The sequence below is a fragment of the Bacillus sp. AFS077874 genome (genome assembly GCF_002566505.1).
Classification (GTDB): domain Bacteria; phylum Bacillota; class Bacilli; order Bacillales; family Bacillaceae_G; genus Gottfriedia.
In genome coordinates this window covers 85,138-111,365 of sequence record NZ_NUYF01000006.1, presented here as the reverse complement: position 1 = coordinate 111,365, position 26,228 = coordinate 85,138, and the positions used below count along the sequence as shown (strand labels likewise).

General features: G+C 33.7%; 27 protein-coding genes and 1 riboswitch. Of the genes, 5 read left to right on the top strand and 22 right to left on the bottom strand.

Features of this window, described 5'->3' with window-relative positions; all coding sequences use genetic code 11:
• The first annotated feature begins 152 nt into the window (after positions 1-152).
• The gene (gene poxB, locus COJ46_RS05480; RefSeq protein WP_097976692.1) at positions 153-1,889 is read left to right on the top strand and encodes a ubiquinone-dependent pyruvate dehydrogenase; all 1,737 of its coding nucleotides are present in this window, start codon (positions 153-155) and stop codon (positions 1,887-1,889) included.
• A 202-nt stretch (positions 1,890-2,091) separates the two neighbouring features.
• Here the strand turns inward: poxB and COJ46_RS05475 are convergent, their stop codons facing one another.
• The 6 genes from COJ46_RS05475 to COJ46_RS05445 form a co-directional block, all read right to left on the bottom strand.
• Positions 2,092-2,775, bottom strand: a complete 684-nt coding sequence (locus tag COJ46_RS05475; RefSeq protein WP_097976694.1) for an ABC transporter ATP-binding protein — start codon at positions 2,773-2,775, stop codon at positions 2,092-2,094.
• Complete coding sequence (locus COJ46_RS05470) at positions 2,775-3,860, bottom strand: ABC transporter permease (protein ID WP_097976696.1); 1,086 nt, start codon at positions 3,858-3,860, stop codon at positions 2,775-2,777. Before COJ46_RS05470 ends, COJ46_RS05475 begins: the two co-directional genes overlap by 1 nt.
• A 123-nt stretch (positions 3,861-3,983) precedes the next feature.
• Positions 3,984-5,372, bottom strand: coding sequence for a sensor histidine kinase (locus tag COJ46_RS05465; RefSeq protein ID WP_098565734.1), 1,389 nt, complete (start codon positions 5,370-5,372; stop codon positions 3,984-3,986).
• Complete coding sequence (locus tag COJ46_RS05460; RefSeq protein ID WP_097976700.1) at positions 5,369-6,046, bottom strand: response regulator transcription factor; 678 nt, start codon at positions 6,044-6,046, stop codon at positions 5,369-5,371. Before COJ46_RS05460 ends, COJ46_RS05465 begins: the two co-directional genes overlap by 4 nt.
• A gap of 636 nt (positions 6,047-6,682) precedes the next feature.
• Complete coding sequence (locus COJ46_RS05450) at positions 6,683-7,942, bottom strand: helix-turn-helix domain-containing protein (protein ID WP_097976701.1); 1,260 nt, start codon at positions 7,940-7,942, stop codon at positions 6,683-6,685.
• A 215-nt stretch (positions 7,943-8,157) separates the two neighbouring features.
• Complete coding sequence (locus COJ46_RS05445; protein ID WP_097976875.1) at positions 8,158-9,873, bottom strand: M4 family metallopeptidase; 1,716 nt, start codon at positions 9,871-9,873, stop codon at positions 8,158-8,160.
• 263 nt (positions 9,874-10,136) lie between these two features.
• Here COJ46_RS05445 and COJ46_RS05440 point away from each other — a divergent pair, with 263 nt between their 5' ends.
• The 3 genes from COJ46_RS05440 to COJ46_RS05430 all read left to right on the top strand — a co-directional run bounded on the left by COJ46_RS05440 (position 10,137) and on the right by COJ46_RS05430 (position 12,273).
• Complete coding sequence (locus COJ46_RS05440; RefSeq protein ID WP_097976703.1) at positions 10,137-10,988, top strand: DUF4047 domain-containing protein; 852 nt, start codon at positions 10,137-10,139, stop codon at positions 10,986-10,988.
• A 49-nt stretch (positions 10,989-11,037) separates the two neighbouring features.
• On the top strand, positions 11,038-11,586 hold the full coding sequence (gene sipW, locus COJ46_RS05435) for a signal peptidase I SipW (RefSeq protein ID WP_097976705.1): 549 nt from the start codon (positions 11,038-11,040) through the stop codon (positions 11,584-11,586).
• A gap of 72 nt (positions 11,587-11,658) precedes the next feature.
• Positions 11,659-12,273: a TasA family protein gene (locus COJ46_RS05430; RefSeq protein WP_097976706.1), complete on the top strand. Its 615-nt coding sequence runs from the start codon at positions 11,659-11,661 to the stop codon at positions 12,271-12,273.
• Between the two features lie 207 nt (positions 12,274-12,480).
• On the opposite strand, the gene COJ46_RS05425 is transcribed toward COJ46_RS05430, so the two are convergent.
• Complete coding sequence (locus COJ46_RS05425; RefSeq protein WP_097976708.1) at positions 12,481-13,041, bottom strand: DEAD/DEAH box helicase family protein; 561 nt, start codon at positions 13,039-13,041, stop codon at positions 12,481-12,483.
• 342 nt (positions 13,042-13,383) lie between these two features.
• Between COJ46_RS05425 and COJ46_RS05420 the strand changes: the two genes are divergently transcribed.
• Positions 13,384-14,736 carry an Nramp family divalent metal transporter gene (locus tag COJ46_RS05420; RefSeq protein ID WP_097976710.1) on the top strand — a complete coding sequence of 451 codons (1,353 nt, stop codon included), beginning with the start codon at positions 13,384-13,386 and terminating at the stop codon, positions 14,734-14,736.
• Positions 14,737-15,178: 442 nt separating this feature from the next.
• Here COJ46_RS05420 and COJ46_RS05415 read toward each other — a convergent pair whose 3' ends face one another.
• From COJ46_RS05415 to COJ46_RS05345, 15 genes are all read right to left on the bottom strand, one after another.
• Complete coding sequence (locus tag COJ46_RS05415) at positions 15,179-16,054, bottom strand: alpha/beta fold hydrolase (RefSeq protein WP_097976712.1); 876 nt, start codon at positions 16,052-16,054, stop codon at positions 15,179-15,181.
• An 84-nt stretch (positions 16,055-16,138) separates the two neighbouring features.
• Positions 16,139-16,528, bottom strand: coding sequence for a YidH family protein (locus tag COJ46_RS05410; protein ID WP_097976713.1), 390 nt, complete (start codon positions 16,526-16,528; stop codon positions 16,139-16,141).
• A 213-nt stretch (positions 16,529-16,741) separates the two neighbouring features.
• Positions 16,742-17,932: a M20 family metallopeptidase gene (locus COJ46_RS05405; protein ID WP_097976715.1), complete on the bottom strand. Its 1,191-nt coding sequence runs from the start codon at positions 17,930-17,932 to the stop codon at positions 16,742-16,744.
• 44 nt (positions 17,933-17,976) lie between these two features.
• Positions 17,977-18,825 carry a MetQ/NlpA family ABC transporter substrate-binding protein gene (locus tag COJ46_RS05400; RefSeq protein WP_097976717.1) on the bottom strand — a complete coding sequence of 283 codons (849 nt, stop codon included), beginning with the start codon at positions 18,823-18,825 and terminating at the stop codon, positions 17,977-17,979.
• Positions 18,822-19,490, bottom strand: coding sequence for a methionine ABC transporter permease (locus COJ46_RS05395; protein ID WP_056467650.1), 669 nt, complete (start codon positions 19,488-19,490; stop codon positions 18,822-18,824). The genes COJ46_RS05400 and COJ46_RS05395 overlap by 4 nt, the downstream gene beginning before the upstream one ends.
• The gene (locus tag COJ46_RS05390) at positions 19,480-20,496 is read right to left on the bottom strand and encodes a methionine ABC transporter ATP-binding protein (protein WP_097976719.1); all 1,017 of its coding nucleotides are present in this window, start codon (positions 20,494-20,496) and stop codon (positions 19,480-19,482) included. The genes COJ46_RS05395 and COJ46_RS05390 overlap by 11 nt, the downstream gene beginning before the upstream one ends.
• A gap of 175 nt (positions 20,497-20,671) precedes the next feature.
• Positions 20,672-20,789, bottom strand: a riboswitch (SAM riboswitch).
• Between the two features lie 307 nt (positions 20,790-21,096).
• Positions 21,097-21,531, bottom strand: coding sequence for a hypothetical protein (locus tag COJ46_RS25340; protein WP_097976721.1), 435 nt, complete (start codon positions 21,529-21,531; stop codon positions 21,097-21,099).
• A gap of 5 nt (positions 21,532-21,536) precedes the next feature.
• Positions 21,537-21,887, bottom strand: a complete 351-nt coding sequence (locus tag COJ46_RS05380) for an ASCH domain-containing protein (RefSeq protein ID WP_097976722.1) — start codon at positions 21,885-21,887, stop codon at positions 21,537-21,539.
• Positions 21,888-22,105: 218 nt separating this feature from the next.
• Positions 22,106-22,897: a sulfite exporter TauE/SafE family protein gene (locus COJ46_RS05375; RefSeq protein WP_097976724.1), complete on the bottom strand. Its 792-nt coding sequence runs from the start codon at positions 22,895-22,897 to the stop codon at positions 22,106-22,108.
• A 68-nt stretch (positions 22,898-22,965) separates the two neighbouring features.
• Complete coding sequence (locus tag COJ46_RS05370) at positions 22,966-23,193, bottom strand: sulfurtransferase TusA family protein (RefSeq protein WP_088014286.1); 228 nt, start codon at positions 23,191-23,193, stop codon at positions 22,966-22,968.
• 21 nt (positions 23,194-23,214) lie between these two features.
• The gene (locus COJ46_RS05365) at positions 23,215-24,342 is read right to left on the bottom strand and encodes an MBL fold metallo-hydrolase (RefSeq protein ID WP_097976726.1); all 1,128 of its coding nucleotides are present in this window, start codon (positions 24,340-24,342) and stop codon (positions 23,215-23,217) included.
• A gap of 44 nt (positions 24,343-24,386) precedes the next feature.
• A complete protein-coding gene (locus COJ46_RS05360) occupies positions 24,387-24,959 on the bottom strand; it encodes a sulfurtransferase TusA family protein (protein WP_097976728.1) in 573 nt (190 codons plus the stop codon).
• Positions 24,960-25,014: 55 nt separating this feature from the next.
• Positions 25,015-25,311, bottom strand: coding sequence for a rhodanese-like domain-containing protein (locus COJ46_RS05355; protein ID WP_097976730.1), 297 nt, complete (start codon positions 25,309-25,311; stop codon positions 25,015-25,017).
• Positions 25,312-25,331: 20 nt separating this feature from the next.
• Positions 25,332-25,808 carry a DsrE/DsrF/DrsH-like family protein gene (locus tag COJ46_RS05350; RefSeq protein WP_097976731.1) on the bottom strand — a complete coding sequence of 159 codons (477 nt, stop codon included), beginning with the start codon at positions 25,806-25,808 and terminating at the stop codon, positions 25,332-25,334.
• Between the two features lie 127 nt (positions 25,809-25,935).
• A complete protein-coding gene (locus COJ46_RS05345; protein ID WP_097976733.1) occupies positions 25,936-26,196 on the bottom strand; it encodes a metal-sensitive transcriptional regulator in 261 nt (86 codons plus the stop codon).
• Positions 26,197-26,228: the final 32 nt, after the last annotated feature.

Sequence of the window (26,228 nt, the reverse complement as noted above, 5' to 3'; positions counted from 1 at the left end):
TTTTTAAAGTATTTAATTCTTAATGCATCCTACTTTTCCTGCCTTTTTTTGGTATAACGTTTTACATTTCTGCAAAGCATAAATTTATCTGTAGCCTAAGGCTTATTAAATTCAATTAGTTCCTATTAACAGTGAACTAGAAGGAGATTACAATGAGGAAAACAATTGCAGATTTACTGATTGATTCATTGATTCAGGCAGGAGTTACTAGAATTTACGGTATTGTTGGCGATTCTTTAAATGCTGTTTTGGATTCAATTAAAAACTCAAAAAGAATTGAATGGATCGGCGTTCGCCATGAAGAGGTTGCGGCTTTTGCTGCAGGTTCAGATGCTCTAATGAGTGGAAGTATCGCAGTTTGTGCGGGAAGCAGTGGTCCAGGTAATCTTCATCTAATTAACGGATTATACGATTGTCATCGAAGCCGTATTCCTGTACTTGCGATTGCGGCTCAAATTCCAAGCATCGAAATTGGAAGTGAGTATTTTCAACAAACTCGTCCTGAGCAATTATTTAAAGAATGCAGTCACTTCTGTGAAACAGTCTATAGAGCAGAACAAATGCCTCGTCTAGCAACGATTGCAATGCAGCATGCAATCGCAAGAAAAGGTGTATCTGTACTTGTTTTACCTGGAGACATAGCTGCTTTAGAAGATCGACAAACTGTTCCAGAACAAGTTATTCATGTAACGAATCCACTGATTAGTCCATCGAAACCTGAATTGGAAAAACTAGCTGGATTTCTCAATGATGGTAAGAAAGTTACACTACTTTGCGGAGCAGGCTGTGAAGGTGCTCATTCTCATTTAATGCTTCTTTGCGAAAAGTTAAAATCTCCCATGGTTATTGCGCTTAGAGGAAAAGAATTCCTTGAATACGATAATCCATACAATGCTGGGCTAACTGGATTAATTGGCTACTCATCTGGATATCACGCGATTATGGACTGCGATGTCTTGTTAATGCTTGGGACAGATTTCCCATATCGACAGTTTTATCCGGACGATGCAGTTATTTTACAAGTTGATGTTCGAGCTGAGCATCTAGGTCGACGAGCTGCACTTACTTATGGACTATGTGGAGATGTAAAAGAAACAATTAGTCAGTTATTACCTCTCTTAACAGATGTGAAAGATTCAAGCCATTTAGAAAAGTATGTTTCAGCATACAAAAATGTACGTGAAGATTTAGATAAGTTTGCTGTAGGAAAACCAGGACGAACACCAATCCACCCTCAGTATTTAACTAAGATTGTAAGTGATCTTGCAAGTGAAGATACGATCTTTACATGTGATGTCGGTACGCCTACATTATGGTCTGCACGATATTTACAAATGAATGGAAAAAGAAGATTACTTGGATCATTTAATCATGGAACGATGGCTAATGCCATGCCTCAAGCAATTGGTGCTCAAGTTTCTCAACCTGGACGTCAAGTAGTGGCATTATGCGGAGATGGTGGATTATCAATGTTAATGGGTGATTTATTAACGATCCACCAGCATAAATTACCTGTAAAAATAGTCGTATTCAATAATAGTGCGCTAAGTTTCGTAGAATTAGAAATGAAAGCTGCTGGTTACCTAGAAACTGGTACAACTTTAGAAAACCCTAACTTTGCATCATTAGCTCAAGCGATGGGGATTGAAGGAATTCGTGTAGAAGACCCTGCTGATTTAGAATCCGCTGTACAACGTGCGTTTGAACACAATGGACCGGCTCTAATCGATGTTTTAGTAAACCGTCAAGAACTGGCAATGCCTCCTAAAGTAAGTATTGAACAAGCGCATGGATTTACACTATGGACATTAAAAGCTGTATTAAATGGCCATGCAAGTGATGTAATTGATCTTGCTAAATCGAATCTTTTAGATCGATTACATCTATAAAAAAGAACCCGTTCGATTTGAACGGGTTCTTTTGTTTATTCAGAATATATTCCATACTCCGGGTTAATGAGTCACTAAAGTAGCTCATTGTTCTAAATTTCTTACTCATAACAGCTTCATGAGTCACTAAAATAGCTCATTGTTCTAAATTTCTTACTCATAAACAATCTAAAAGAACCCGTTAATTAAAACGGGTTCTTCCTTAAATTTGTTCAGTAAGTTTTCCATTTTCAATATAAACAACACGGTCACACAAATCTAACATCCTTTTATCATGAGTAACCATTATCGCAGCTTTTTGTCTTTGCTTCACTTCTTTAGATAGCATTTCAACAACAGCTCTTCCTCTTTCAGAATCGAGACTAGCTGTAGGTTCATCCGCAAAGATTACTTCTGGATCGTTCATTAATGCTCGTGCAATGGCTACTCGTTGTCTCTCTCCACCTGATAAATTTTCTGGATAGTTTCTCATCCTCTTTGATAATCCTAATTGTTCAAGTAATTCGTTAGCTTTCTTCTCGGCAATTTTGTTTTTTATTCCAGCTAATTCAGCAATTAATAGAAGCTGATCTTTAACTGTTAAATAAGGGATTAAATTAGACATTTGAAAAATAAATCCGATTTTTGATAATCTAAATTCATTCAGTTTATTTGCTGGAAGATTACTTATTTCAATATCATCTATTAAAATTTTCCCATTAGTCGGAGATAATAATGCTCCTGCTATTGAAAGGAAGGTACTTTTCCCTGAGCCAGACGGACCTACAACTGCTACTAGTTCACCAGCTTTTACTTGAATGGAAACTTGATCTAATACGGTTGTTGCTAAAGAATCTCCGTCATTGTATGTTTTGCTAATATTATCTAGTACTAGTTTATTACTCATTAAAAAGCCCTCCCTATTGCTTCAATCGCATCAATTTTTACTACTTTTAATAAAGATATTAACGAGCCAACTATTGCTACAAATAGGAATAATAATGAACTTCCGATGATTAACTGAGCATCAAATACAAAAGGTAAGCTAGCTGGTAATACTTTAGATAATCCAAATGTGATTGAAATACTGATCATTAGACTTAATAGTGTAAGTGTTAAAACTTGAAAAATAATATTCTTAGCTAAATAACTAGTTTTTGAACCTATTGCTTTTAGCACGCCAAATTGATTAATTTTTTGAATCGTAATGATATAGAAAAAGACTGCTAGCACAAATGCTCCGATAAAGAATAGGAATACAATCATCATTAGTAAAGATCCCTGTTCTTCTTTATAACCAGGTATGCCTTTTAATGCCTGATTTTTATTAATTACTTCTACTCCTGATACTTTTTCACTTACTTTTTTTGCTGTACTTTCGTTTGTTTTTAATGCAATTGCATTAAATGAATTCTTACTATTGACCATTGACCACTCTTTGTAATTCATATGAATAACCGGTGCGTGACTATATGATTGATTCTCGGTAAATCCAACAACTTTAAATTCTTTACCCGAGATTTGATCTGAAATTATGTCCCCAAGCTTGATTCCTTTTTCTTTTAAAGAAATATCTCCTACCACTTCATTCTTTGTTGAATTATTAATCATTTCTCCTTCAATTACCTTTGGGGCTGCTAACCCATTCACATCAATTCCAAATAAGGTAGCATCAATTTTTTTAGATGTTCCATCCTTTAGAAACGTAGTCATTTGAACTCCTAAATTAGTGGAATTTTTCTCATCAACCAATTTCTGAACTTCATTTATTTGATTTTCCGTTAACATTGAATGATTAATTTGTTTACCCGATTCTTTTTGTAATACAAAATAATTTGAGGCCATGCTATCAATAGAAGAAGCATTATCAAAAGATAATCCTTTCGCTAATCCTGAAACGAATAATACTAGGAATGATATAAGGATCATGATTAGACTAATTAATAAAAAACGTAATTTTGCGTGTTTAAATTCCCTCAATGCAAGAAACACCTGTCATTCATCTCCTTTAACATACTAAATTTTAAAGAGTGTAAAAAGTAGAATCACTCTCTGTAATTTAAAGTATAGGAATGTTAGATGAACAACAGGTGAACAGTCGATTACAATTTTAAATCAGAACTCTTTAATATTAGGTATGGTTAGATGAAATTTAGTTCCTTTGCTTACTTTACTACTTACTACTATATGCCCATTATGTAATTCAATGATTTGTTTAACAATCGCTAAACCTAAGCCACTACTGGATTCCTTTCGATTTCTTGCTTTATCAGCAATAAAAAATCGATTAAATATTTGTTGTAAATCCTTTTCGGAAATACCAATTCCAGTATCTTGAAATTCAATTTGAACATACTCTTCATTACTACTCAGTTTTATTGAGATTGATCCACCTTCATGATTAAATTTAATGCTATTCGTCATTAGGTTTGTCCAGACTTGATGTAGTAGATTCTTATCAGCATATACATAGGTTTGTGGTAATTCCAAATCAATGGCCAACTCTTTGTTTCTCCAACTCCATTCAGTTGTAAAAACTACTTGTTTAATTTGCTCGGCAACATCAAAAGTTGTTTTTTGCAATATACTTTCTTCCTTATCTAAGGCAGCTAACGTTAATAATTGTTTACTTAACAAGGACATTCTTTTACTTTCTTCCTCTATTATTGATAAGTAATGATTCTTTTGCTCATCGGTTAATTTTTCAGTTTGTAGTGACTGCGAAAACCCTTGTATTGATGCAAGTGGTGATTGAATTTCATGCGATACATTCGAAACAAACTCCTGACGCATCGCTTCAATTTGTCCTAATTTTTGAGACATGTGCGAAAAGTGATTAGCAAGTTTTCCTATTTCATCTTGGCGTTTAATTTGCAATTGAACATTATATTTTCCTTCTGCAATTTTTTTAGTTGCTTCAGTTAATTTAATAATCGGTTTTACAATATATCTTGTACTAACTAGAACGAATACGATACTTAATACAATTGTCAGTAAGAGGAGAATGGAAAAGAGTATACGCAATTCACCAAATTGAAGCTGTACATTTGGACGCATAAAAAGCGCTAAATGATTAGTAGTCGATTTTAAAGGAACACCAACTGTATTACTCAATGTATTATCAAAAAAACCCGTCACAAATAATGATGTTGGAAATTCGGCAATACCATGGTAGACCTTCCCGTTTAAAACAGAATCAATCACTTTTCGATCTAGTTTTTTTTCTCTAAAAGAACCACCATAAAAGGATTGATTTCCTTGTTGATCGACTAGTAAAATTTGATAACCTAATTTACTAATACTTTTTAAGTAATTGCTTAATTCGATATTATTATTTTTTTCATAAAAAGTACCAACGTCTAATGCCATTTTAGTTAATTTTTTATCATTATATGGCTTTAGATTATAGTGGTAATACACATTTGAAAGAAAGAAAGCCAATAAACTGCTACAAATCATTACACCGAGGATTGTAAGAACAATTCTTATGTATAAAGTTTTCACTTTCTAGTGACCTCCAATTTATAACCAACGCCACGAACGGTTTTTATACTAAAGTCATTCGTTAAACTAGAAAACCTTTCACGTAAACGTTTAATATGAACATTGATTGTTCGATCATCACCTTCAAAATCAACACCCCAAATTAATTGGATCAGCTCATCACGTGTAAAAATTCGATCTGGGTAACTTGCCAATTGAGACAATAATTCAAATTCCTTCATTGGAAGCATAAGTAATTTTCCATTACAGTAAACTTCATAACTTTTTCGATCAATAACGGTTTCGTTCAGTTTTATTTTTTGAGCACTAATCATATTGTATCTTCTTAACAGTGCCTTAATCCGAAATAGTATTTCTTTTGGTTCAAATGGTTTGGTCAAATAGTCATCTGTGCCTACTGCAAAACCTTTTTCTTTATCAGAAAGCTCGCTTTTTGCAGTTAACAATATAACGGGAAAATCATAATACTCTCTTATTTCTTCACAAAGTTGGTACCCATCTTTTCCTGGCATCATTATATCTACAATCGCTAAATTAATTTGTTGTTGCTCAAGCAATGCAGAAGCTTCGTCTCCGTTAGCTGCTTCAAATGTCGTGTAGCCTTCAGTTTGTAAATACATTTTCAATAACTCTCTTATATGAGAATCATCATCCACAATTAAAATTCGAATCATAATTTATCCCCATTCTTTGAATTTAGTGCAATTATTTAAAAAATCATATCATATTTTAATTTTAATATCCTTTTACTATTTTTCATGGGCTTAAAATGCGGATGTATTATAACATGAAAAAAAAAAATTCTGTAATATAGTTTGTCCCCCATACATTTTTGTATTTTAGACATACTATTAATATGTAGTTTAAAATGGCTGTTTTCGTAAATCTTGTTGCTCTTTAAGGAGATGTCTAGTTGAATATAATCGTGAGACATCTCAAATTTCCACTTTTCTGATTGCCCTATAGAAACCCCACACCTTGTTTCCAACCAGCTTCTTTCTTTACTGTGTGATTTAAAAATGATCGGTTTATAAACAACAACCATTTCGAAAAGAGTCAATCATGATAGAATTGTGTTAGAAATAGTAATATTTGTCCCTTTTCCGATATTGTTATTTCAACATAATAATATTTTAAAAAAGTTCCTTTATGGAACTTTTTTTAACATTATTGAAAAAATTAGTTTCCAATTAAATTTAGTGGCACATTTAATCATTATTGATAAATTTAATTGCGTGCAACTTTATTCATCACACTCCTTCTTTAATCTGAAAAAATAAAAAATAAAAAAACTGTCCTACAACAGTCCTTTAGTTATGTATTTTAATAGCATCTATTAAGAAGTTAGACATTTCAACTGCCTTCTCAAACTCTTTTTCTTTCACATAATAATCATACAACTCCTTACCATATCGTTTCATAAAAATAGTATGATTGCGTGACTTAAAGTATGGAAAAGCTGTTTTTTCTATGTACACTATATACTCTTCCGTTTTATTTTCAATCAAATAGATCAGTAATGTGAAAAGAATTTGATAATGTTGATTCTTTAAATCATTCGCGATTGTTAGACCTTTTTGAGCACTATTTAATAAAGCAGATTTGCGCATTAATTTACCTTCAAATGAACTTCTAAGATAATTATTAAGTCGTTGAAGATAAATCACCGATGGCTTTTTCTCCAATTGTAATGCTGCCTTATAATATTTTTGCGCCTTTTCATAGTCTTTTCTTTTATAATATTCTAAAGCAAAGTTATTTAATAACATACCCGTTTTATCTGGCGCATTGAGCGTTTCACTATCATGAATCAGGTTTTTATATGATTGTTTCAATTTTTTAAAGTCTAAGTGCCCATCGTTGCTTGATTGTAAAAGCATAATTGATTCAGCATTTATGGCACGTAAATAATTACTTGTATCTTTAAAATATTTAAGCGCTTTTTCTGCGTATACATAAGCCATTACCTTAGAATCAACCCATGCATATGCAACAGCTAAATGATAGTAGTATTCTGGATTTCCGTATTCGTTTAGATCAATCTTCTTTAAAGTTTGTATTGCTTTATGATGATTCTCTGTACTTGAATTATTGTAATTATTTAAATAATAAATTCCAATTACATGCAAAAAGAGATTTCTTTCAAAAGGAGGTAGGTCTTTATAGTTACTTTCTATACTTAGAATAATTGTATAAGTGTTTTTATAGTCGTTCTTTAAGAGATAATATCTTGCTAGTAGCAATTGATACAAAGCATCATATTTTGGCGAATTAATAAAAGGGCTTTTTTCTAGCTCTTTTTTATATGAATCAACTTCCTTCATTCTTACTTTAATAATTGCTGTATGCCAGTTTAGTAGTTTATTTTCAAGATTTTCAAAGTTCGCAATTTCTTTTCGAATATCAATTTGTAATCGTTCAGAAAACAAGGTAATAATCTCAGATGAGTAGGAAGTATTCCCTCTTTCAATTTTTCCAACGTGCTTTGAAGAGCAGATTCCTTTTCCAAGTTCTTCTTGTGTTAGCCCGGCTTTCGTACGATAAAATTTTATAACTTCTCCTTCGATCATTGATTGCTCCTCCTATCCTAAAACTTATACTAAATATACAATAGTTCAACTTAGTTTCCATCATGCTATACACACAAATTATTAAGTTATTCTAATAAAAAATTAATAATAAAAAATAGTAATTTAATACTAATCTTATTGATTAATAGGTAAAAGTTAATAGATTATAAGAAAACCATGAACAGACAAATGTTCATGGTTTTTAAGTTTATTTATTATTGAACACCTACGGCAGTATATGCATCCATGACTGCTTTTGTTTGTGTTGATGGTTGACCAGTAGTTTTGCTATCTGGGTATAAATCACGAGCTGCTTGAATTGCAGCTTCTCGCATTTCTTTAAATCCAGAAGAAGGCGTTAAATACATTGTTAATGCACGGTAATAGATTTTCTCTGCTACTGTACGCTGCAGTTTAGTAACTGTTATACCGTTATGTGTCCCACCTTCAGCGATTAAATATGCAGCTTTATTGTTGATACTACTGTTAATGTGTACGCCACCTTTATCTTCTGTACCTAAATAACGATCCGCGTAATTATCTGGATATTTATTATCCTTTAACCCATAAATAGGACTAAGTGACTTAGATTTTGGATTGCTTAACGAACGAAGTCCTCCATCACCATCTTTTGTAGGAGTGTAGATATCTTCACCCATCTCCCAATCAGATGGAGATGTAGCACCTGCAGCGTTCATTTCAGCTAATGCTCCGAAGATATCTGCCAATGATTCATTAATTGCACCAGACTCACCTTGATACGTAAGGTTCGCAGTATTTGATATTACACCATGAGTCATTTCGTGACCTGTTACATCTAATCCGCCTGCTAAAGAACCAAGAACAATCCCATCACCATCTCCGTATAGCATTTGCTTTCCGTTCCAAGCTGCATTATTCCATTTTGATCCGATGTGAACCGTGCTGATTAACGTCATTCCTTTATTATCTAAACTGTTACGCTTGTGCACTGTTTGATAATATTTATTTACTTTATCAGAGTTCATATGAGCTGATACTCCAGCAGGATCATAGAAAAAATTAGTTGAACTTTTTGTTTCTATTTCAAATCCTGTAAAACCTAATAGTGCTGAAAGAAGAATAAATGGAGTTTCACCCATACGATGAGCATCGAAAGTTGCAAGTGGCACGATATTTGGTGACGTTGTAGTACCGCCAGCAATTGATCCACCATATAAATAGCTAGTTCCAGTTGTAGTGTCTTTTCCTACAGGGAATGACTGCATTTTGCCAAATACGTCTAACCCTCTTCCAACCGCAACAGTAAGTTTTGCTGGGTCAGCTAAGTTGTCAATTGCATCAAAGCTGTCTACTATTTCTCCATTAGTTGCATTCACAAAATAATGGAAGTAACCAGGTGCTGGCACAGAAGTTGAAGCCTTAACTAAATAGGTTAAATAATACTTTCCATTGTGTGGGTAAATTGTTAATTCAGTATCAATTCCATCATAATTTTTAACAGTGCCAATTTGAGATTCGATACTCTCCTTAGCAGTTGTTTCTGCATCTTCTTTAGAAATAACCGCTTCAGTTGGAATAATTGTACGTGATAATTTTTGAGTTATATTACCAAATGATGCGTATACATTGTTATTTGCGTCTAGTGCAACAGCTTGTCCAGATCCATAAATTGGAATTCCTTTGTACTGTTCGACTGTTCTGACATGGTAAGTATTTGTTGTGCTGTCAGCTTGTTCACTAATAACTTTAAATTGTTCCCATGCGGAACCTGATCTTGCAAGACCTTCTACTTTTGAATTAAGAAAAGCTTTTACAATTTCATCCTTACTTAAAGCTTGTTCAACTGTTGCTGCACTTGCTTTTACATTTACAAATGAAGGTAAAGTTATTAAACCTCCTCCAAATGCTACGGTTAACGCCATTACTGCTGGAATTGCTTTTCTTCTCATTCTTTTCTCTTTTTTCATTCTCAAAACTTTCACCCCTTATTTAATTTTGTTGCGACTGCAATTTTCATTATTGAGAAAATTCAAAATTAAATCAATATGTCAAACCCGGGTTCTTTTCGAGCTGTTTTTTAAGCTTTTCACCTTAAAATCGACTATTTATGACAAAATACTACCAATAATTGGCTCAAAAATAACCCGGTTTCAATTTTCCGACAACTGAGCAATAATGAATTTCAACAGGGCTTTTGCAAAGGAGTGAAAATTTGAAACAAGCAAGAAAAAAAGTCTCCATCATCGTCAGTTTATGTTCTATTCAATTTTACTTGGCAATGCAAACAGTTGGTCAAACGGAGGCAACCTTTTCTAGTCAAGTATCTACAGAACAAGTCGTTTCAGCAGCAATCGTGTTTCCTAAAACAATCCAACAATTAGAAATAGCTGCAAAAGATCATTCAACAAGAGCTAATCATTTATATAAGACGATCCTACAGACATCAATTAATGGTAATTGCTCTGAATTGTCAAGTTTACTTACTACTGTTCTTAATGAGGAACAAGAATTAAATAATGAGATTAAGAGTTTACAAAGTATTCAAGAGCAGTTGAACTCTTATCACAATCAAATTCATGAACTTTCTGAAACTGAACAAAGTAACTATGAATATGAGAGAAAAGGCTACCAGGTTGTTAATCAACTAATCCAGCAATTAAATGAAACAATTAATCTTCAAAAGATAGCGTCCATTAAATCTACAATTCAATCCCAACTAGGTGAAAGTAAAGAAATGATTAATAACGATACTAGTGAGCCTAAAAATGCTACTGATTCTGCTCAGGGCCAAAGTTCTAATCGTTCTGATACAGATTCAATTCCGAGCCAGAATTCTAATAACTCTGATACAGATTCAATTCAGAGCCAGAATTCTAATAACTCTGATACAGATTCAATTCAGAGCCGGGATTCTAATAATTCTGATACAGATTCAATTCCGAACCAGAAATCTAATCATACAGATATAGATTCAGTTCCGAACCAGGATTCTGATCAGACCAATACAGATTCAGTTCTGAGCCAAGATTCTGATCATACCAATACGGATACAATCTCAAATTAAATTTCTAATAATTCAGTAAATACAACTCAAAACGAATAGGTGATATCTCATGTTGAAGAAAATTTTATCAATTGTAGGTAATATTTTTAAAAGTATTTCTATTGTCATCTTGTGTTTCTTAGCTTTTATTGTGATTTCTTCTAGATTTACAGGTGGAGATTCTACCATTTTAGGCTATCAATTAAAAGCTGTTTTATCTGGATCGATGGAACCAACTTTTCATACGGGTTCAATTATTGCCGTTAAGCTAGGTGCAAATCCATCGTCTTATCAAAAAGGCGAGATTGTTACCTTTCACATGGACAATAAGCTAATTACTCATAGAATAGCAGCTGTTCATCATAAAAATGGTGAAATTTCATATAAAACGAAGGGTGATAACAATAATGCCCAAGACTTATGGACTGTGTACCCTCAAAATATCGTAGGAAAATATTCGAATTTCACGATTCCATATGTTGGTTATGCATTAAATTTTGTAAGCTCAAAAGCTGGATCAGCGCTATTGTTAATTGTTCCAGGTATCCTTTTAACTCTTTCAGCGCTACGCAATTTATTCCAATTAAGAAAAGAGTTTGAACAAAAAACTGCAGGATGAAGTTGGTTAGATCTCTTAAGTACAAAATAAAAGCTTAAGAGTTTAATAAATAAACCTTAAGGGGGAAATGAAATGAGTTTTACTAAGAGAATTGGTCAAGTTGTAATGAGTGGAGCAGTCGGTTTGTCATTAATTAGTGGAGGTACCTTTGCATACTTTAGCGATACAATTAAAACTGATAATACGTTCGCAGCAGGTACATTAGACTTAGGTATGAATCCTAATGCTGTTGTAAACATTAGCAATTTAAAACCTGGTGATGAAGTATATCGTGAATTTACGTTAGAAAACAATGGAACTCTTGATATTAACAAAGTTTTATTAAGCACTAAATATCAAGTTGAAGACGTAAAAAATAATAATACTGAAGATTTAGCTAAAAATATTAAAGTAACAATTATGTATAACACTAGCAGTGCTACGAACGAGGTTGTTGATACAACATTATATGACCTACAAAATCAAACTCCTGATTTAACGGCAATTACTCAATTTGTAGGTAGTACAAAAGATCCAGACGGCATTGCAGCAGGTCAAAAAGAAAAGATTTTCGTATTATTCGAGTTTGTTGATAATGGACAAGATCAAAATCAATTCCAAGGCGACAAGTTAAAAGTTGATTGGACATTTAATGCTCAAACTGGTGGAAGTACATACCACGACGACACTGATCCTAACAGCAACTAATAAAAAACAAAACCACCTAAATTTGATTAGGTGGTTTTTCACGTTGTTGAAAAACAATCTTGTCTATTAATTAATAAACTTTCGTATAAGGTGAAAAGTGTGCTTGATTTCCACTAAAGCTTACTTTATCTTTTTGTTTTTGAGTAAGATATTCTCCTTAAGAACCTATCAGTAAACGATACTGAAAATTAAAAGTGAATCTATTACTTACAAAGCAAATCTTTCTTTTATTAATTTAGCTACTTCTTCTGCACTCATATTTGTGTTATTTATTTTTAGATAATTTTCCTTCTGAATTTCCCCTTCTATCGAATTTAATCTAAATTTTTCCATTGTCTTTATTAAATTGTTTTCAGACCATTCAATATCTCTTTTTGTTGGCTTATGTTCTAATCTGTACGGTGTTTTATTTCGTGCAAGTCGCACGTCTAGTTCTGCTTCAAGTTCAACAAAATAGGTTGTTGCCCCTTTTGACTCAAATATGGAACAAACTTTCTCGACATACTCCCAATCAGATTTATGATCCAGAGCCCACACATATGTAAAAATAAGTCCATATAGGTTACTTTTTGACACATCTTCAAATATTTCATTTCGAAATAAATTGACTAATCTACTCCCTTCCTTTGTTCCATAATCAAAAAACTTGCTAACCAAATCGATTGTCATGTGATTATGAAACAATTTTAAATCTGTTATTTTTTCTAGTTCATGGCCTACAGTCATTTTCCCGACGGCTTGAGGCCCGAATACTAATACAAACTTCATAGCTCTCTCTCCCAAATAGATTAATTTTTTTATAAGCGCCCACAAATATAACAGAATTTTTCGACTAGTATATCATACTTGTAAATAATTAACCTGTTAATAAACTTCAACATACAAAAAGAACTGAACAATCTGAATGAATTGCATAAGAAATAGTAAAAAAGCAGAAACAAAGACAAGGTAAATATTCTACGTATATTATCTGTTTACTAAAAATTTACGAAGTTATCAAAAATTTTTTATTACATTTGGGAACTATTGTGTTAAAATCAGCATATAATTTAAAAACTTTCCCTAGGGAAAAACTATTTGATGTGTACAATAAATGAGGTGGTGGGAAACATGTCACAAGAATCACAAGAAAAAGTCATATATAACGAAGCCGGCTGGAGACAGGAACCTACACAACCTAGTTTGCAAGAGGTTCATCGTTCATTATCTGTTCCAAAGAAAGCTAGTAATTTCCGAAAGTTTCTTGCATTTGCAGGACCAGGTTATTTAGTTGCAGTTGGATATATGGACCCTGGAAACTGGGCAACATCAATAGCAGGCGGATCTGCTTTTAATTACACTTTATTATCTGTTATTTTAATTTCTAATCTAATGGCCATCATTCTACAATCATTAGCTGCTAAATTGGGTATCGTTACTGGTAGAGATTTAGCTCAAGCATGTCGAGACCATTTCAGTAAACCTGTATCATTTATACTTTGGTTACTTTGTGAAGCCGCAATTGCTGCATGTGATTTAGCTGAATTAATTGGGTCAGCCATCGCTTTAAATCTATTATTTGGTATTCCTTTGTTTTATGGAATCTGTTTGACAACTTTAGATATATTACTTGTTTTACTTTTACAAAACAAAGGATTTAGATATATCGAAGCATTTGTTATTTCTTTAATCATTTTAATTACAGGTAGCTTTGTATTTGAGTTGATCATGTCTCAACCTGATATAAAAGCTGTATTTGGTGGATTTATTCCAAGTTCTCAAGTTATTACAGATCCAAAAATGCTTTATATTTCTTTAGGAATTTTAGGGGCAACTGTTATGCCTCATAATTTATATCTTCACTCTTCAATCGTTCAAACTAGAAAGATTGAACAATCTGATGCTGGTAAAAAAGAAGCAATTAAATTTGCGACAATTGACTCAACAGTTGCATTAATGATTGCATTGTTTGTAAACGCAGCGATCTTAATATTAGCTGCTTCAACTTTCTACAAATCGGGTCATACAAATGTAGCATCCATTGAAGATGCATTCCAGCTTCTTACTCCATTACTTGGAACGACTTTAGCAAGTACATTTTTTGGATTGGCATTATTGGCTTCAGGTCAAAATTCTACTTTAACCGGTACGCTAGCTGGGCAAATTGTCATGGAAGGCTTTTTAAATATTAAGCTTAAACCTTGGATTAGAAGAATGATTACTCGTTTAATCGCTGTTACACCTGCTCTTATCGTCACTTATTTTTATGGAGCAAATGGAACTGCAGATTTATTAATACTAAGTCAGGTAATCTTGTCTTTACAGTTATCTTTCGCGGTTATACCATTAGTCATGTTCACTAGTGATGCTAAGAAAATGGGTAAATTCGTTAATAAAACATGGTTAAAATCAGTCGCTTGGTCGATTGCTTCAGTTATTGCAGTATTAAATGTATATTTACTTTGGGCAACATTCTTTAAATAATAAATTGAACCAAAAAAGATTGAACAGATGTTTGAATGACATTTGTTCAATCTTTTTTTACTTTCTCTTTTCTGTATACGTAAATGGACTGCAATTAAAATTCGAAAATCGCAAATAAAAATAGCAAAACTGCAATTAAATATCTAAAAACCGCAATTAAGATGAAAAATTACCCGTACCAGTTAAGGTATTATGACTTGAAAATTGTACAATATTGGCTATTCACAAACGGAAAACCTGCAAGTATAACCTAATTCTTACTATATTGGAAAAATCTACTTAATATTTATAAAAAAGGGCAAAGATATTAACTACAAATATATAGTAAAGGTATGATCCCCCCACATAGTTCATCAATTATATTTTCAATAAAAAATGCCGCTCCTTAGTCAGTTAACTCGACAAAAGGAACAACCCACAATTTCAAATAGATCAAATAAATCTATACTTCTTTTAAAAATTTATCAATAATTGAGATTTGCTCATTTGTATTTAAAGCAGGGGCATGACCAACTTTAGGTATTGTTTCCATTTGAAACTTCTGCGTTCCCTTCATTTTTAATGCTACATCCAGTGGCAAGACGTCCGAAACTTCTCCTCGAATGAGTAAAATCTTGGACTGAATAGATTCCCAGTAATTCCACAAAGTTAAATCTTCAGTATGCTGAAATTGTAATGCAATTTTAGGATCATAATCTGGACCAATTCCACCCTCATCTCTTCTACGGCAAGAATTTTGCGTAAAATCATTCCATTCTTCTTCATTCGAAACACCAAATGAATGATAAATTAACTTATAGTAATTCTTCAATTCAGTAAATGTTTTAAATTGAGGTGGCGTACCAACATAGCTAATTATTCTTTTAATTCCTTCAATATCTTGTGGTTGGTTTTCTGACGCTCCTGCCCCGATATCATTTAAGACTAAATGAGAAATTCGATTTAGATGTTTCGGCGTGCCAGCAAGTCGCATTCCAATTGCTCCACCCATCGAAGTCCCTACCCAATGAACTTGTTCAATTTCTAAACGGTCTAATAAACCAATCGCTAGATTTACATAGTTTTCAAAACAGTAATCTTGCTCAGGAGAAGTACTCCACTGACTTAACCCTCGCCCAATCGTATCTGGACAAATGACATGGTAATCCTTAGCTAAATGACGAGCTAAAATATCAAAATCCCTACCATTCCTGGTTAATCCATGCCAGCAAACAACTGTTGGATTTTTTCTTTCTCCCCATTCCGTAAAATGAAGCTCCATTCCATTAATCGATTCAAACCTAGACTCAGGATAAAAAATATCAATCACTCCATTCATTTTAGTGTCCACTTTATGTAATATTCGATTTTTATAAAAATATCCCTATAAAAAAAACAGCGAAAAAACTGATACTATTCACGTTTAGTTAAATAATAATAAAGACAAATACAGCACAATCATGAATAGTAAAAAAGAAAATAAAATTGATACAAGAATAATTGAATGATGGGCAGGTATAAATTTTCCATTTTGAATTTCTTTCCGCTTTTTACTGTACTGAATAGTGGCTAATACTCCAGAAATTAAACCAACAACACATGCATATATGCCAAGAAAAATTGCTAATGTATTGATGAACTGGTTATCACTAATTTTAATTGTAAAGTGTAGTGAAGTTGTTAAAAATCCTACACCAGTAATTGATATTGCAGTTCGCAGCCATGCTAAATATGTCCTTTCGTTTGCTAGATGCTGTTGTGCATATTTAACACTATCATCTGATAAATCTTTTACTTTACTTAAAGAAGCCATATTAAATTACCCCTATCAAAGATTTATAGAGTGATTAACTTGTAGAAAACATTTCTAAGTTTTAGTTTAATCTTTAAAATTTAAGATTTAGTAAACTTAGGATTACGTTTAGATAAAAATTGTAATGGGGGAATGTTAAAATAATTGAACTTTCAAAAATAAAACGGTCAAAAAGATGGTAATTCCGTCCATCTTTCTGACCGTTCAATCTAACTATTTTTCTGTTTGTTGAAATTCATTTTGAACTTTTTCCAAAAGGTTTTTATCAGTTATTAAACGATAGCCCGTTAGAGCTAATGCTTTTGCACCCGTTACTAGAGCATGATCACCAAGTGGCGATCTCGCAGCTTCACGGAATTCATTTGTATGAGCAATTAAATCATCAGGTCCAATTTTAATATATGCGTGAGAAGTCGGAACAACATGGCTTACATTTCCGGCATCAGTAGATCCAAGCCCGCCGCTTTTGCTATTCACTACTTCCCCCAATAGTCTTAGTTCCTCACCAACAATCTCATCAAGAGATTGATTGATAATAAAATCATGGACTTCATTTTGGAATCTTTCAATTTTCACAGTACTACCAGTTGCATGTGCTGCTCCTTCGGCAATATTACGAATCTTAGTAGATACTTCCTCCGTACGATTCCAAGTACTAGCACGGATGAAGAATCTTGCTGAAGCATACTCTGGAATAATATTTGGTGCATCGCCTCCATGAGTGATAATTCCGTGTATGCGAACATCACTAGAAAGTTGCTGACGAAGAGCATTAATGCCATTGAATAATTGGATTACTGCATCTAAGGCATTAATTCCATGTTCTGGTGACCCAGCAGCATGAGCTGCTCTTCCATAAAAATGGAAGTCTAATGGATCTACTGCCAACGATGGACTCGACAAACCTGTTTTACCACTTGGGTGGAGCATAAGAGCTGCATCAACACCTTCTAGTAATCCATTTTTTACGAAACTCCCCTTTGCACTTCCATTTGGTCCACCCTCTTCTGCAGGTGTTCCAAATATGACAACCTCTCCTCCAGTTTCAGAGATGACCTCAGCAAGGGCGATTCCTGCTGCCACACTTGTTGTTCCAATAATATTATGTCCGCATGCATGACCAAGACCAGGTAGTGCATCGTATTCTGCTAAAAAAGCGATGGTTGGGCCTTGCTTAGACGACTTTTTCCTTGCTACAAAGCCTGTTTCATGTCCTGCAATATTACGCGTGACATCGAATCCAGCTTCTACTAGAATTTTAGTATGTGTTTCTGATGCAAAAAATTCTTGATTGCCAATTTCAGGTTTCTCATGAATTTTGTGGCTAATTTCAAGATAAACTTCCTTCGATTCCTCAATACTTTTCACAATTTTTTCTCTTTGTGTTTCAATTTTGACTGTCATTTAGAGATCTCCCTTCCATTCTTTTAAATAAGCATGAACTAGCTTTATAGATTTTTAATTTTATCAATCGAAATGAATACTGGAACTGTAGCACCTTTGTCACGTTTAATAATGTAATCATGAACTTCTTTTGATTGATAGGCCTTTACAATCTTTGCAAAGTCCTTGTCATTTTTATTCTTCGTACGGGATGCAATAACATTGATATACGGCATAGCTGCTTTATCATTAGGATCTTCTTTATAAAGTGGATCCTTTGCAGGGTCTAAGCCCGCTTGAACGGCGAATCCATTATTGATGATCGCTGCTGCCACATCATCCAATGATCTAGCAGTTTGCCCTGCAGCAATCGGTTTGATTTTTAGATGCTTAGGATTTTCTTTAATTTGTTCAATACTTCCTTTAGGGTCAAAATTATCTACTAAACTAATTAACTTTGAAGATTGTAATAGTTTAAGTGCACGGCCCGCGTTTGTAACATCATTTGGTATCGTAATCGTTGCTCCATCTGGAATATCACTTAGCTTTTTAAATTTATGTGAGTAAATCCCCATTGGCGCAATCACTGTCGAGCCAATTGCTGAAATATCTAAATTATGATCGCCTTTAAATTGGTTCATATAAGTAATCGTTTGAAAAGAATTTAAATCAAGGCTACCGTCATTAAGTGCTGTGTTAGGCTGAACATAATCTGAAAATGAAATGATTTTCAATTTAATGCCATCATTTTTCACTTGTTTTTGTACAATATTCCAAAGTTCATAGTCATCACCGTTAATACCAATCTTAACTGTTCTCTCTTTTCCATTACCTGATGATGCGTTAGAACCACATGCTGATAATACCGAAACTGTTAATAATAATGCTGCAAAAATAGTAAAAAACTTTTTCATCCTCTTTTCCTCCTTACGTATCTTGACCACGTATTTCCTAAACTTTGTATGAGTTGAACAATAACTACTAGTAATACAACTGTAATGACAATAACCAATGTTTCAAAGCGTTGATAACCATATGTAATAGCTAAGTCACCTAATCCACCAGCACCAACAGCACCAGCTGCCGCAGTCGATCCAATCAATCCAATCGTTGCTGTTGTAAATGAAAGAATCAACGATGGAATCGCTTCAGGTAAAATGAACTTCACGATAATTTGAAACTTTGTTGCTCCCATAGAATAGGCTGTTTCCAGCACTCCCTTATCTACTTCTAACATGGAGTTCTCAATTAATCTTGCCAAATATGGTCCTACAAAGATTGAAAGTGGAACAATTGCAGCAACTACTCCAATGGACGTTCCCGTCAATAATCTAGTAAATGGAATAATGGCAACTAGCAAAATAATAAATGGAACAGATCGAACAATATTAATAATGGTATTTAACAACGTAAATAAAGGTTTGTTTTCCATTATATGACCTGGCCTTGTTACAACTAGGATAATACCTAAAGGCAATCCTATGATTGTGCCAAAAATAAATGATCCTAGCACAGTTAGAAATGTATCTTGAGTTGCCTGCAAAAACTGCGGCCAAAAGAATTCCCAATTAAGCTCCATTTAACTCAACCTCCCTCACATCTATCCCCTTTTCCGAAATAAATTTAATAGCTTTTGCGCTTTCCTCTTTTGTTCCTTCTAGTGCCACAAGCAAATTCCCATAAGGTCTTTCTTGTAACTCTGTAATCGATCCATAAAGAATATTTAAATGTATATCGAATTTTTTAAGAACCTCTGATAATAATGGGTTGCCTGCCTTGTCACCTAGGAAGACTAATTGATAATATTTTCCCTTTGATAATGATTTGGATAACTTAGGCGGCACCTCATTTAGTAAGACAGTGTTAACAAAATTCTTTGTAATACTTTTTTGTGGATTCGTAAAAACGTCATAAACATTACCTTCCTCGACAATTTCACCATCATCAATGACCGCCACTTTATCACATAGATCACGAATTACACTCATTTCATGGGTAATAAGGAAAATTGTAAGATTATAGGATTTATTTACCTCCCTTAAAAGCTCTAATACATTCTTTGTTGTTTCAGGGTCTAATGCAGATGTAGCTTCATCACATAGCAAAAGATCTGGATCTGTTACGAGTGCCCTTGCTATTCCCACTCTTTGCTTTTGTCCTCCCGATAAGTGCCCCGGAAATACATCTTGCTTCCCTGTAAGTCCAACAAATTCAATTAACTCCATTACCTTTTCCTGAACATCCCGTTTCTTTTTTCCTTCAAGGTATAGCGGCATTGCTATATTATCAAATACCGTTTTAGCAGAAAGTAGATTAAAGTGTTGGAATACGACACCAATTTTTCTACGTGTCTTACGTAACTCTTCATCTTTTAATGTCATTAGGTCCAATCCATCAATGAGAACTGATCCTTCTGTTGGCTCTTCAAGTCTATTTAAACAACGAATCAATGTACTTTTTCCTGCTCCGGAAAAACCAATGATCCCAAAGATTTCCCCTTTCTCTATTTTCATATTAATATTATTTAAAGCTTTAATTGGTGGTCTTCCAGGATAAACCTTGGAGACATTTTTTATCTCAATCAAATTACTTCCCCCATTGCAAGTTATTTCAATCACCATAACTAAGTAAACAGATTTGAAAACTAGGATTTATAACGATATTTCCCCCTTTTTCTCCTATGCCACCACATCAAAAAACCCCTCTTCTTATCCAATAAAACAGATAAGAAGAGGGGTTATAATATATAAGCCACTTTACTTCTTATCTTTCAAATCGCTTGAACGATTTGCAGGAATTAGCACGGTATTTGTTACGAAACAACAAACCCGTTGCCGAGGTATCGCAGGGCCAGTCCCTCCACCTCTCTGGATAAGTAATAGAATTTATTAAGTTTTTAAATTATTGAGTTCATGTTATCCCTCTTTTTAGAATCCGTCAAGAATTATTTTTAAATTTTTTTGTGAAAATTGTGTTTGTAAATAACATTTTTTTACGAACACTGCTTTATATACTCCTTAGGACCTATATATTCAAATCAAAAAAAACTATTTCATATACCGTCCGAAATAGGTCAGGATACTTATTTTTTTGAGTTTTTATTAGTATTTCATTTAAGAGAAAGACAAAAAAGCAGACAAGGCTTCTACGATAAACGAGAACCTGTCTGCTTTTTTGAATTATGCCTACCATAATGCAGGCTTTACTACCATAAACCATAGCATAACCATCAAAAGAACGATGTAAATCCAGATAGATCGACGAAGCTTCTGAATCAGCATTCTCTGATCATGGGTAGGTTCACTGAATTTCCGAATGGTCGGTGAAAAGGCTCTAGCTAGGAAAAATAATGAACTCACCAAAAGAAGAATGGTCATCACAATCCAAGATGTCTTCCACGACCAATGACCCACTAGTACCAACAAAACCCCTGATCCAACCAGTACATGCCCAGCATGCTTTGCCAATCTAACAGCAAACCGGAATACATCCAAATAGCTCTGTTGTATCGCAGACTTCGAGGTATGCAGCTTTTTGAGTATCGGAATCAATACAAAAAAAGGGCCAATCGATAAGATTACACTAGCAATATGTATGTAAAGAAGCAATCTATACAGCATTTAAATTAATCTTGGATGAGACGGAACTCATGAACCCATACCCTCATTTGTGGCAGCCAAGGCATTCCAGGATGGATTGACAGGATGGATTGCTTATACTCTTCTACAGTTGAATAGCCTTCCTGCTTAGCATCCTCATCTGTCAATTCACCAAGAGCTTGAGAATAAACTTTTTCAACAACATACTGATTATTTTGAAGGGTCATCACTTCCCCAACATCTGCATATCTACCATTTCGGCGAGTAGCAGTTTTTTGTCCTGACAATACCTTTTCAACATCCTCTTGAAGCGTAACAAGGCGTTCAATTGTACATGTTTTTGGCGGTAAAGCGTTCGTTTCATTTTGATTTGACATTTAATTCATTCTCCATTTCAATTTAATTTTTAGTTAAGGCTTAAAAAAACGACTAGTTCTATTTTAATTAAAATAGTACAAAATTAGCAAATTTTATTTAAGAATATTGCTATAAGAAGCAACAAAAAGGAGCTCACATCTAGCACCATATTAAAGACCAATAGAAAAACAGAAAAACTCCCAAAATAGTTTTTCTGTTTTTTATAGTTATTCCTTATTCAACTAATCCATGATTTTATAATCGTAATCCAAATTTTCAAAGCAGTAAAACCAATTAGAACTGCCAGAATCCCTCGTAAAACCTGTGTTTTTGTTTGTTTGCCTATTTTTGCACCTAATGGTGAAGCGATTAAACTTGCAATTACAACAATAATTGTCGGCAAAATTTCAACCTGACCAGTAGAAATTTTCCCGATCGTTACGCCTATTGATGAGATAAATGTAATGGCTAATGACGATGCAATAGTCACACGAGTTGGTATTTTTAAGATTGTTAACATGATTGGTACTAACAGAAATGCTCCTCCTGCACCAACAATCCCTGCACTAGTGCCCACAACAAATGCTAGGCCAGCCGCAAGCCATACATTAATTGAAATTTGACCATCCGCTGACATCTCGACGTTTTTTCTAGGAATAAACATTAAAACGACCGCAATCATTGCTAAAATTCCGTATACAAGATTAATTCCATGTTCTGAAAGTAGATTTGAACCGAATCCACCAAGAAAACTTCCTATTAGTACACTTATTCCCATACTTACTATTACTTTTTTGTTTAGATAACCGCTTTTACGATAGCTTAATACTCCACCTAAAGTTGCAAATACTACTTGGACGGCACTTATACCTGAAACTTGATGTGGTGTGAAAGCAGCAAATCCTAATAATGGAGGAATAAATAGGAGCATTGGATAATTTATAATCGCTCCACCAATTCCTACCATTCCTGAAATAAAGGACCCAAAAAAACCAACTAAGAAAAGTACTAAAATTAAGGTCCACTCCATTTAAAGTCCTCCTATAATAGAAAAGGAGATGTAACTATTACCTCTCCTTTTCCTATTAATCTATTAGCTTAACCTTTTTTAATCCAAAATTTTAAAACATTGTCTTCTTCGGTATAATTTAATAATTCGTGTCCACCTGATTTAGCCCAAGCTGCAAGGTCGTTTTTAGCACCTTTATCAGTGACATGAATTTCTAATACTTCGCCTGCTTCAATCTCTGCAATTGCTTTTCTTGTTTTTACAATTGGAATTGGACATGCTAAGCCTTTTGCATCTAATAATTTTGTAGCTTCCATTCTATTCTCCTCCAAGTCTCATTATCGTACTGCACAGCGATTTGGACCAATTTCCATTTCTCTCTGTTTTTCTTCATTTAAACTAATTTTGCCCATATTAACTTCACGGATTTCTTGATATGAGTTCGGTTGTGGCGGTAAGTTCTCAGTTACTAACTTTCTAAACTCACTTTCACTCTCAATGTTCAATCCATGATTCTGATCAAATAAATATCCTAATTTTTTATAAACACTACCATCCTCGTTCAATTCACTAATCACCATAAAATGTGATGGTAGCACGATTAATTCAAGCGATAAATTTCGGTATTTTTTATAAAGTGTTTCGCGTAAGTCCCCTACCCAATCCTCTGCCATACCAGCAAGATCGGGTCTTCCAATTGAATCGATAAATAAAATATCACCAGAAAGTAAGAACTTTTCATCAATAACAAATGAAGTTGATCCGATTGTATGACCTGGTGAATAAAAAGCCTCAATACTGATTGCTGTTTGACCAATCATTACCTTATTACCATCTTCTAATGGACTGTATTTAAAAGTAACCTCTTTAGCATCCTTTGGAGGTAACCAGTATGTTGCTCCCGTAATCTCAGCAATTTTTCTTCCACCAGAAATATGGTCTGCATGAAGGTGAGTATCAAATACATTTGTAATTTTTGCGCTCTTTGTATTTGCAAAATCAATATAGATATCCGTCATTCGAGTAGAATCAATAATAGCAGCCTCATCATTTGAAATAACCATGTAGGATAAACATCCCTTACCGATTCTGACAAATTGATACAGTTCTCCACCATTTTTCAGATCTGCAATTTTTACTGGTTCTAGATGTTCACTCCACTCTTTCATTCCGCCTTTAAGGTAAGCTACGTCTAGTCCCTCGTCTGAAAGCATCTCTGCAATCATGATGGAAGATCCTTCTTTAGCACACACAACTAAAACATCTGTACTTGTAGGAATCTTATCTAAAATATCTTCAACCCCATCAAGTAAATCAAAATAAGGTATATTTAAATGTTCAAAATTTGAACCTTCTATTTTCCAATCGTTATAATCGTCAGTATTTCGGACATCTAAAATAAATAGTTCTTCTTTATCGAATATTTTTTTTGTAATCTCTTTTGCAGACATTGCTGTGACTGCCATCCTTAATACCCCCTAAAGTATAAATTTTTTCAAAAAAAATTAAATTAACCTTTTATTCTTGCTGTTTGCCCAGACCATTCAGTCATTCCAGGTATTACATTAAACACATTAGTAAAGCCGCTAGAAACTAATAATTGAGCAGCAAGGTCACTGCGGTTTCCAGTTCTGCAAACGATATATATTTCATTTTCTTTATTTAATTCTGTCATACGGTTCTCCAATTCACCTAAAGGGATTGATACCGCATTTGGTATATGATTAAATACATATTCCGCTTCTTCTCTTACATCTAAAACGATTATATTTTCATTTTGTAGTTTTTGACTTAATTGATCGTTCGAAATGACATTTTCAAATCTTTTTTCAATTGTATTTTCATCTGAAGATTTTCTTAAATAATGTAGTAATACTTCTCCATTTTCGATTGTTCCTAAGTATTGATTTCCAGTGCTTTCCGCCCAAGCTTTAATGTCTGCTTTTGAACCTCTGTCAGTCGCTTGAACCTCGATTACTTGCCCATTATCTAAATCCTTCATTGCTTTTCTAGTCTTTACAATCGGCATTGGACAAGCTAATCCTTTTGCATCTAATTTCATGTTTGTTTTAATGAATTCCATATTATGACCTCCGCACTTAGAATACCACTTGGGGTATTTATTTAATCAAAAAAAATTATTCTACGTTACCGAACCAAGAAAGCATTCCGCCTACCATGTTTTTAACGTTAAACCCTTGAGATTGAAGGAATTCTGTTGCACGGCCACTTCTAGCACCTGAACGACAAACCATAATATATTCTTTTGATTTATCTAATTCGTGTAATCGAAATTCGATTAATCCGAGTGGAATATGAATAGCTTCTGGGATTTTCCCTGCTGCAACTTCATCTACCTCACGAACATCAATAAGGGTAACTTCTTTTCCAGTTTTTAAATTATTTTCAAGCTCAATCGCAGTAATTTCTTTCATGTTATCCAATCCTTTCTAAATTATATAAATAAGTTAACTTGACCTTCTTCTGCTTCACCAATGTATGCGGCAACACCAGCATACTGAATATTCTCTAATAGCTCTTCGGTTTGTAGACCTAACAGATCCATTGTCATTGTACATGCTACTAAATTTATTTCTTGTTCTTGGGCCATTTCAATTAATTGTGGTAAAGGCAATGCATTATGCTTTTTAATGATATCCTTAATCATCTTTGGTCCAAAACCAGCAAAATTCATTTTAGAAAGTCCCATTTTATCAGCGCCTCTAGGCATCATCTTTCCAAACATCTTTTCAATAAAACCTTTTTTTGTTGCTATATGTTCACCTTTTCGTAAAGCATTTAAACCCCAGAATGTATGAAAAATAGTTACCTCATGATCAAAAGCTGCAGCACCGTTCGCAATAATGTAGGCAGCCATGGCTTTGTCATAATCTCCACTAAATAAAATGATATTTGTTTTCTTAGCTGTCATATTCTTTCTCCTTTTCATTCTTTATACCCACTAGGGTATATAACAAAACAAAAAAATATATCTTATATATACTATTACCCCTATGGGTATATGATATTAAAAATAAAAAATTGTGTCAAACCATATATTATCTACTTTTTACAAGTAAGTTTACTGCTTCTTTCACTAAATCTTCAGCATCTTGCCCGTTTTCATTCGCATTTCGGACACAATCAACTAAATTCGAGCTTACTATAACGCCAACCGTACGATCCAAAGCTGATTTAACTGCTGATAACTGTGTAATGACATCTTTACAGTCCTTGTCTTCTTCTAGCATCTTTAAAATTCCACGAATCTGTCCCTCAATTCGTTTTATTCTATTTTTTACTGGATCATCATATTTCATTAAATCACCCCTAAATTTTAAAACTAAGCTTA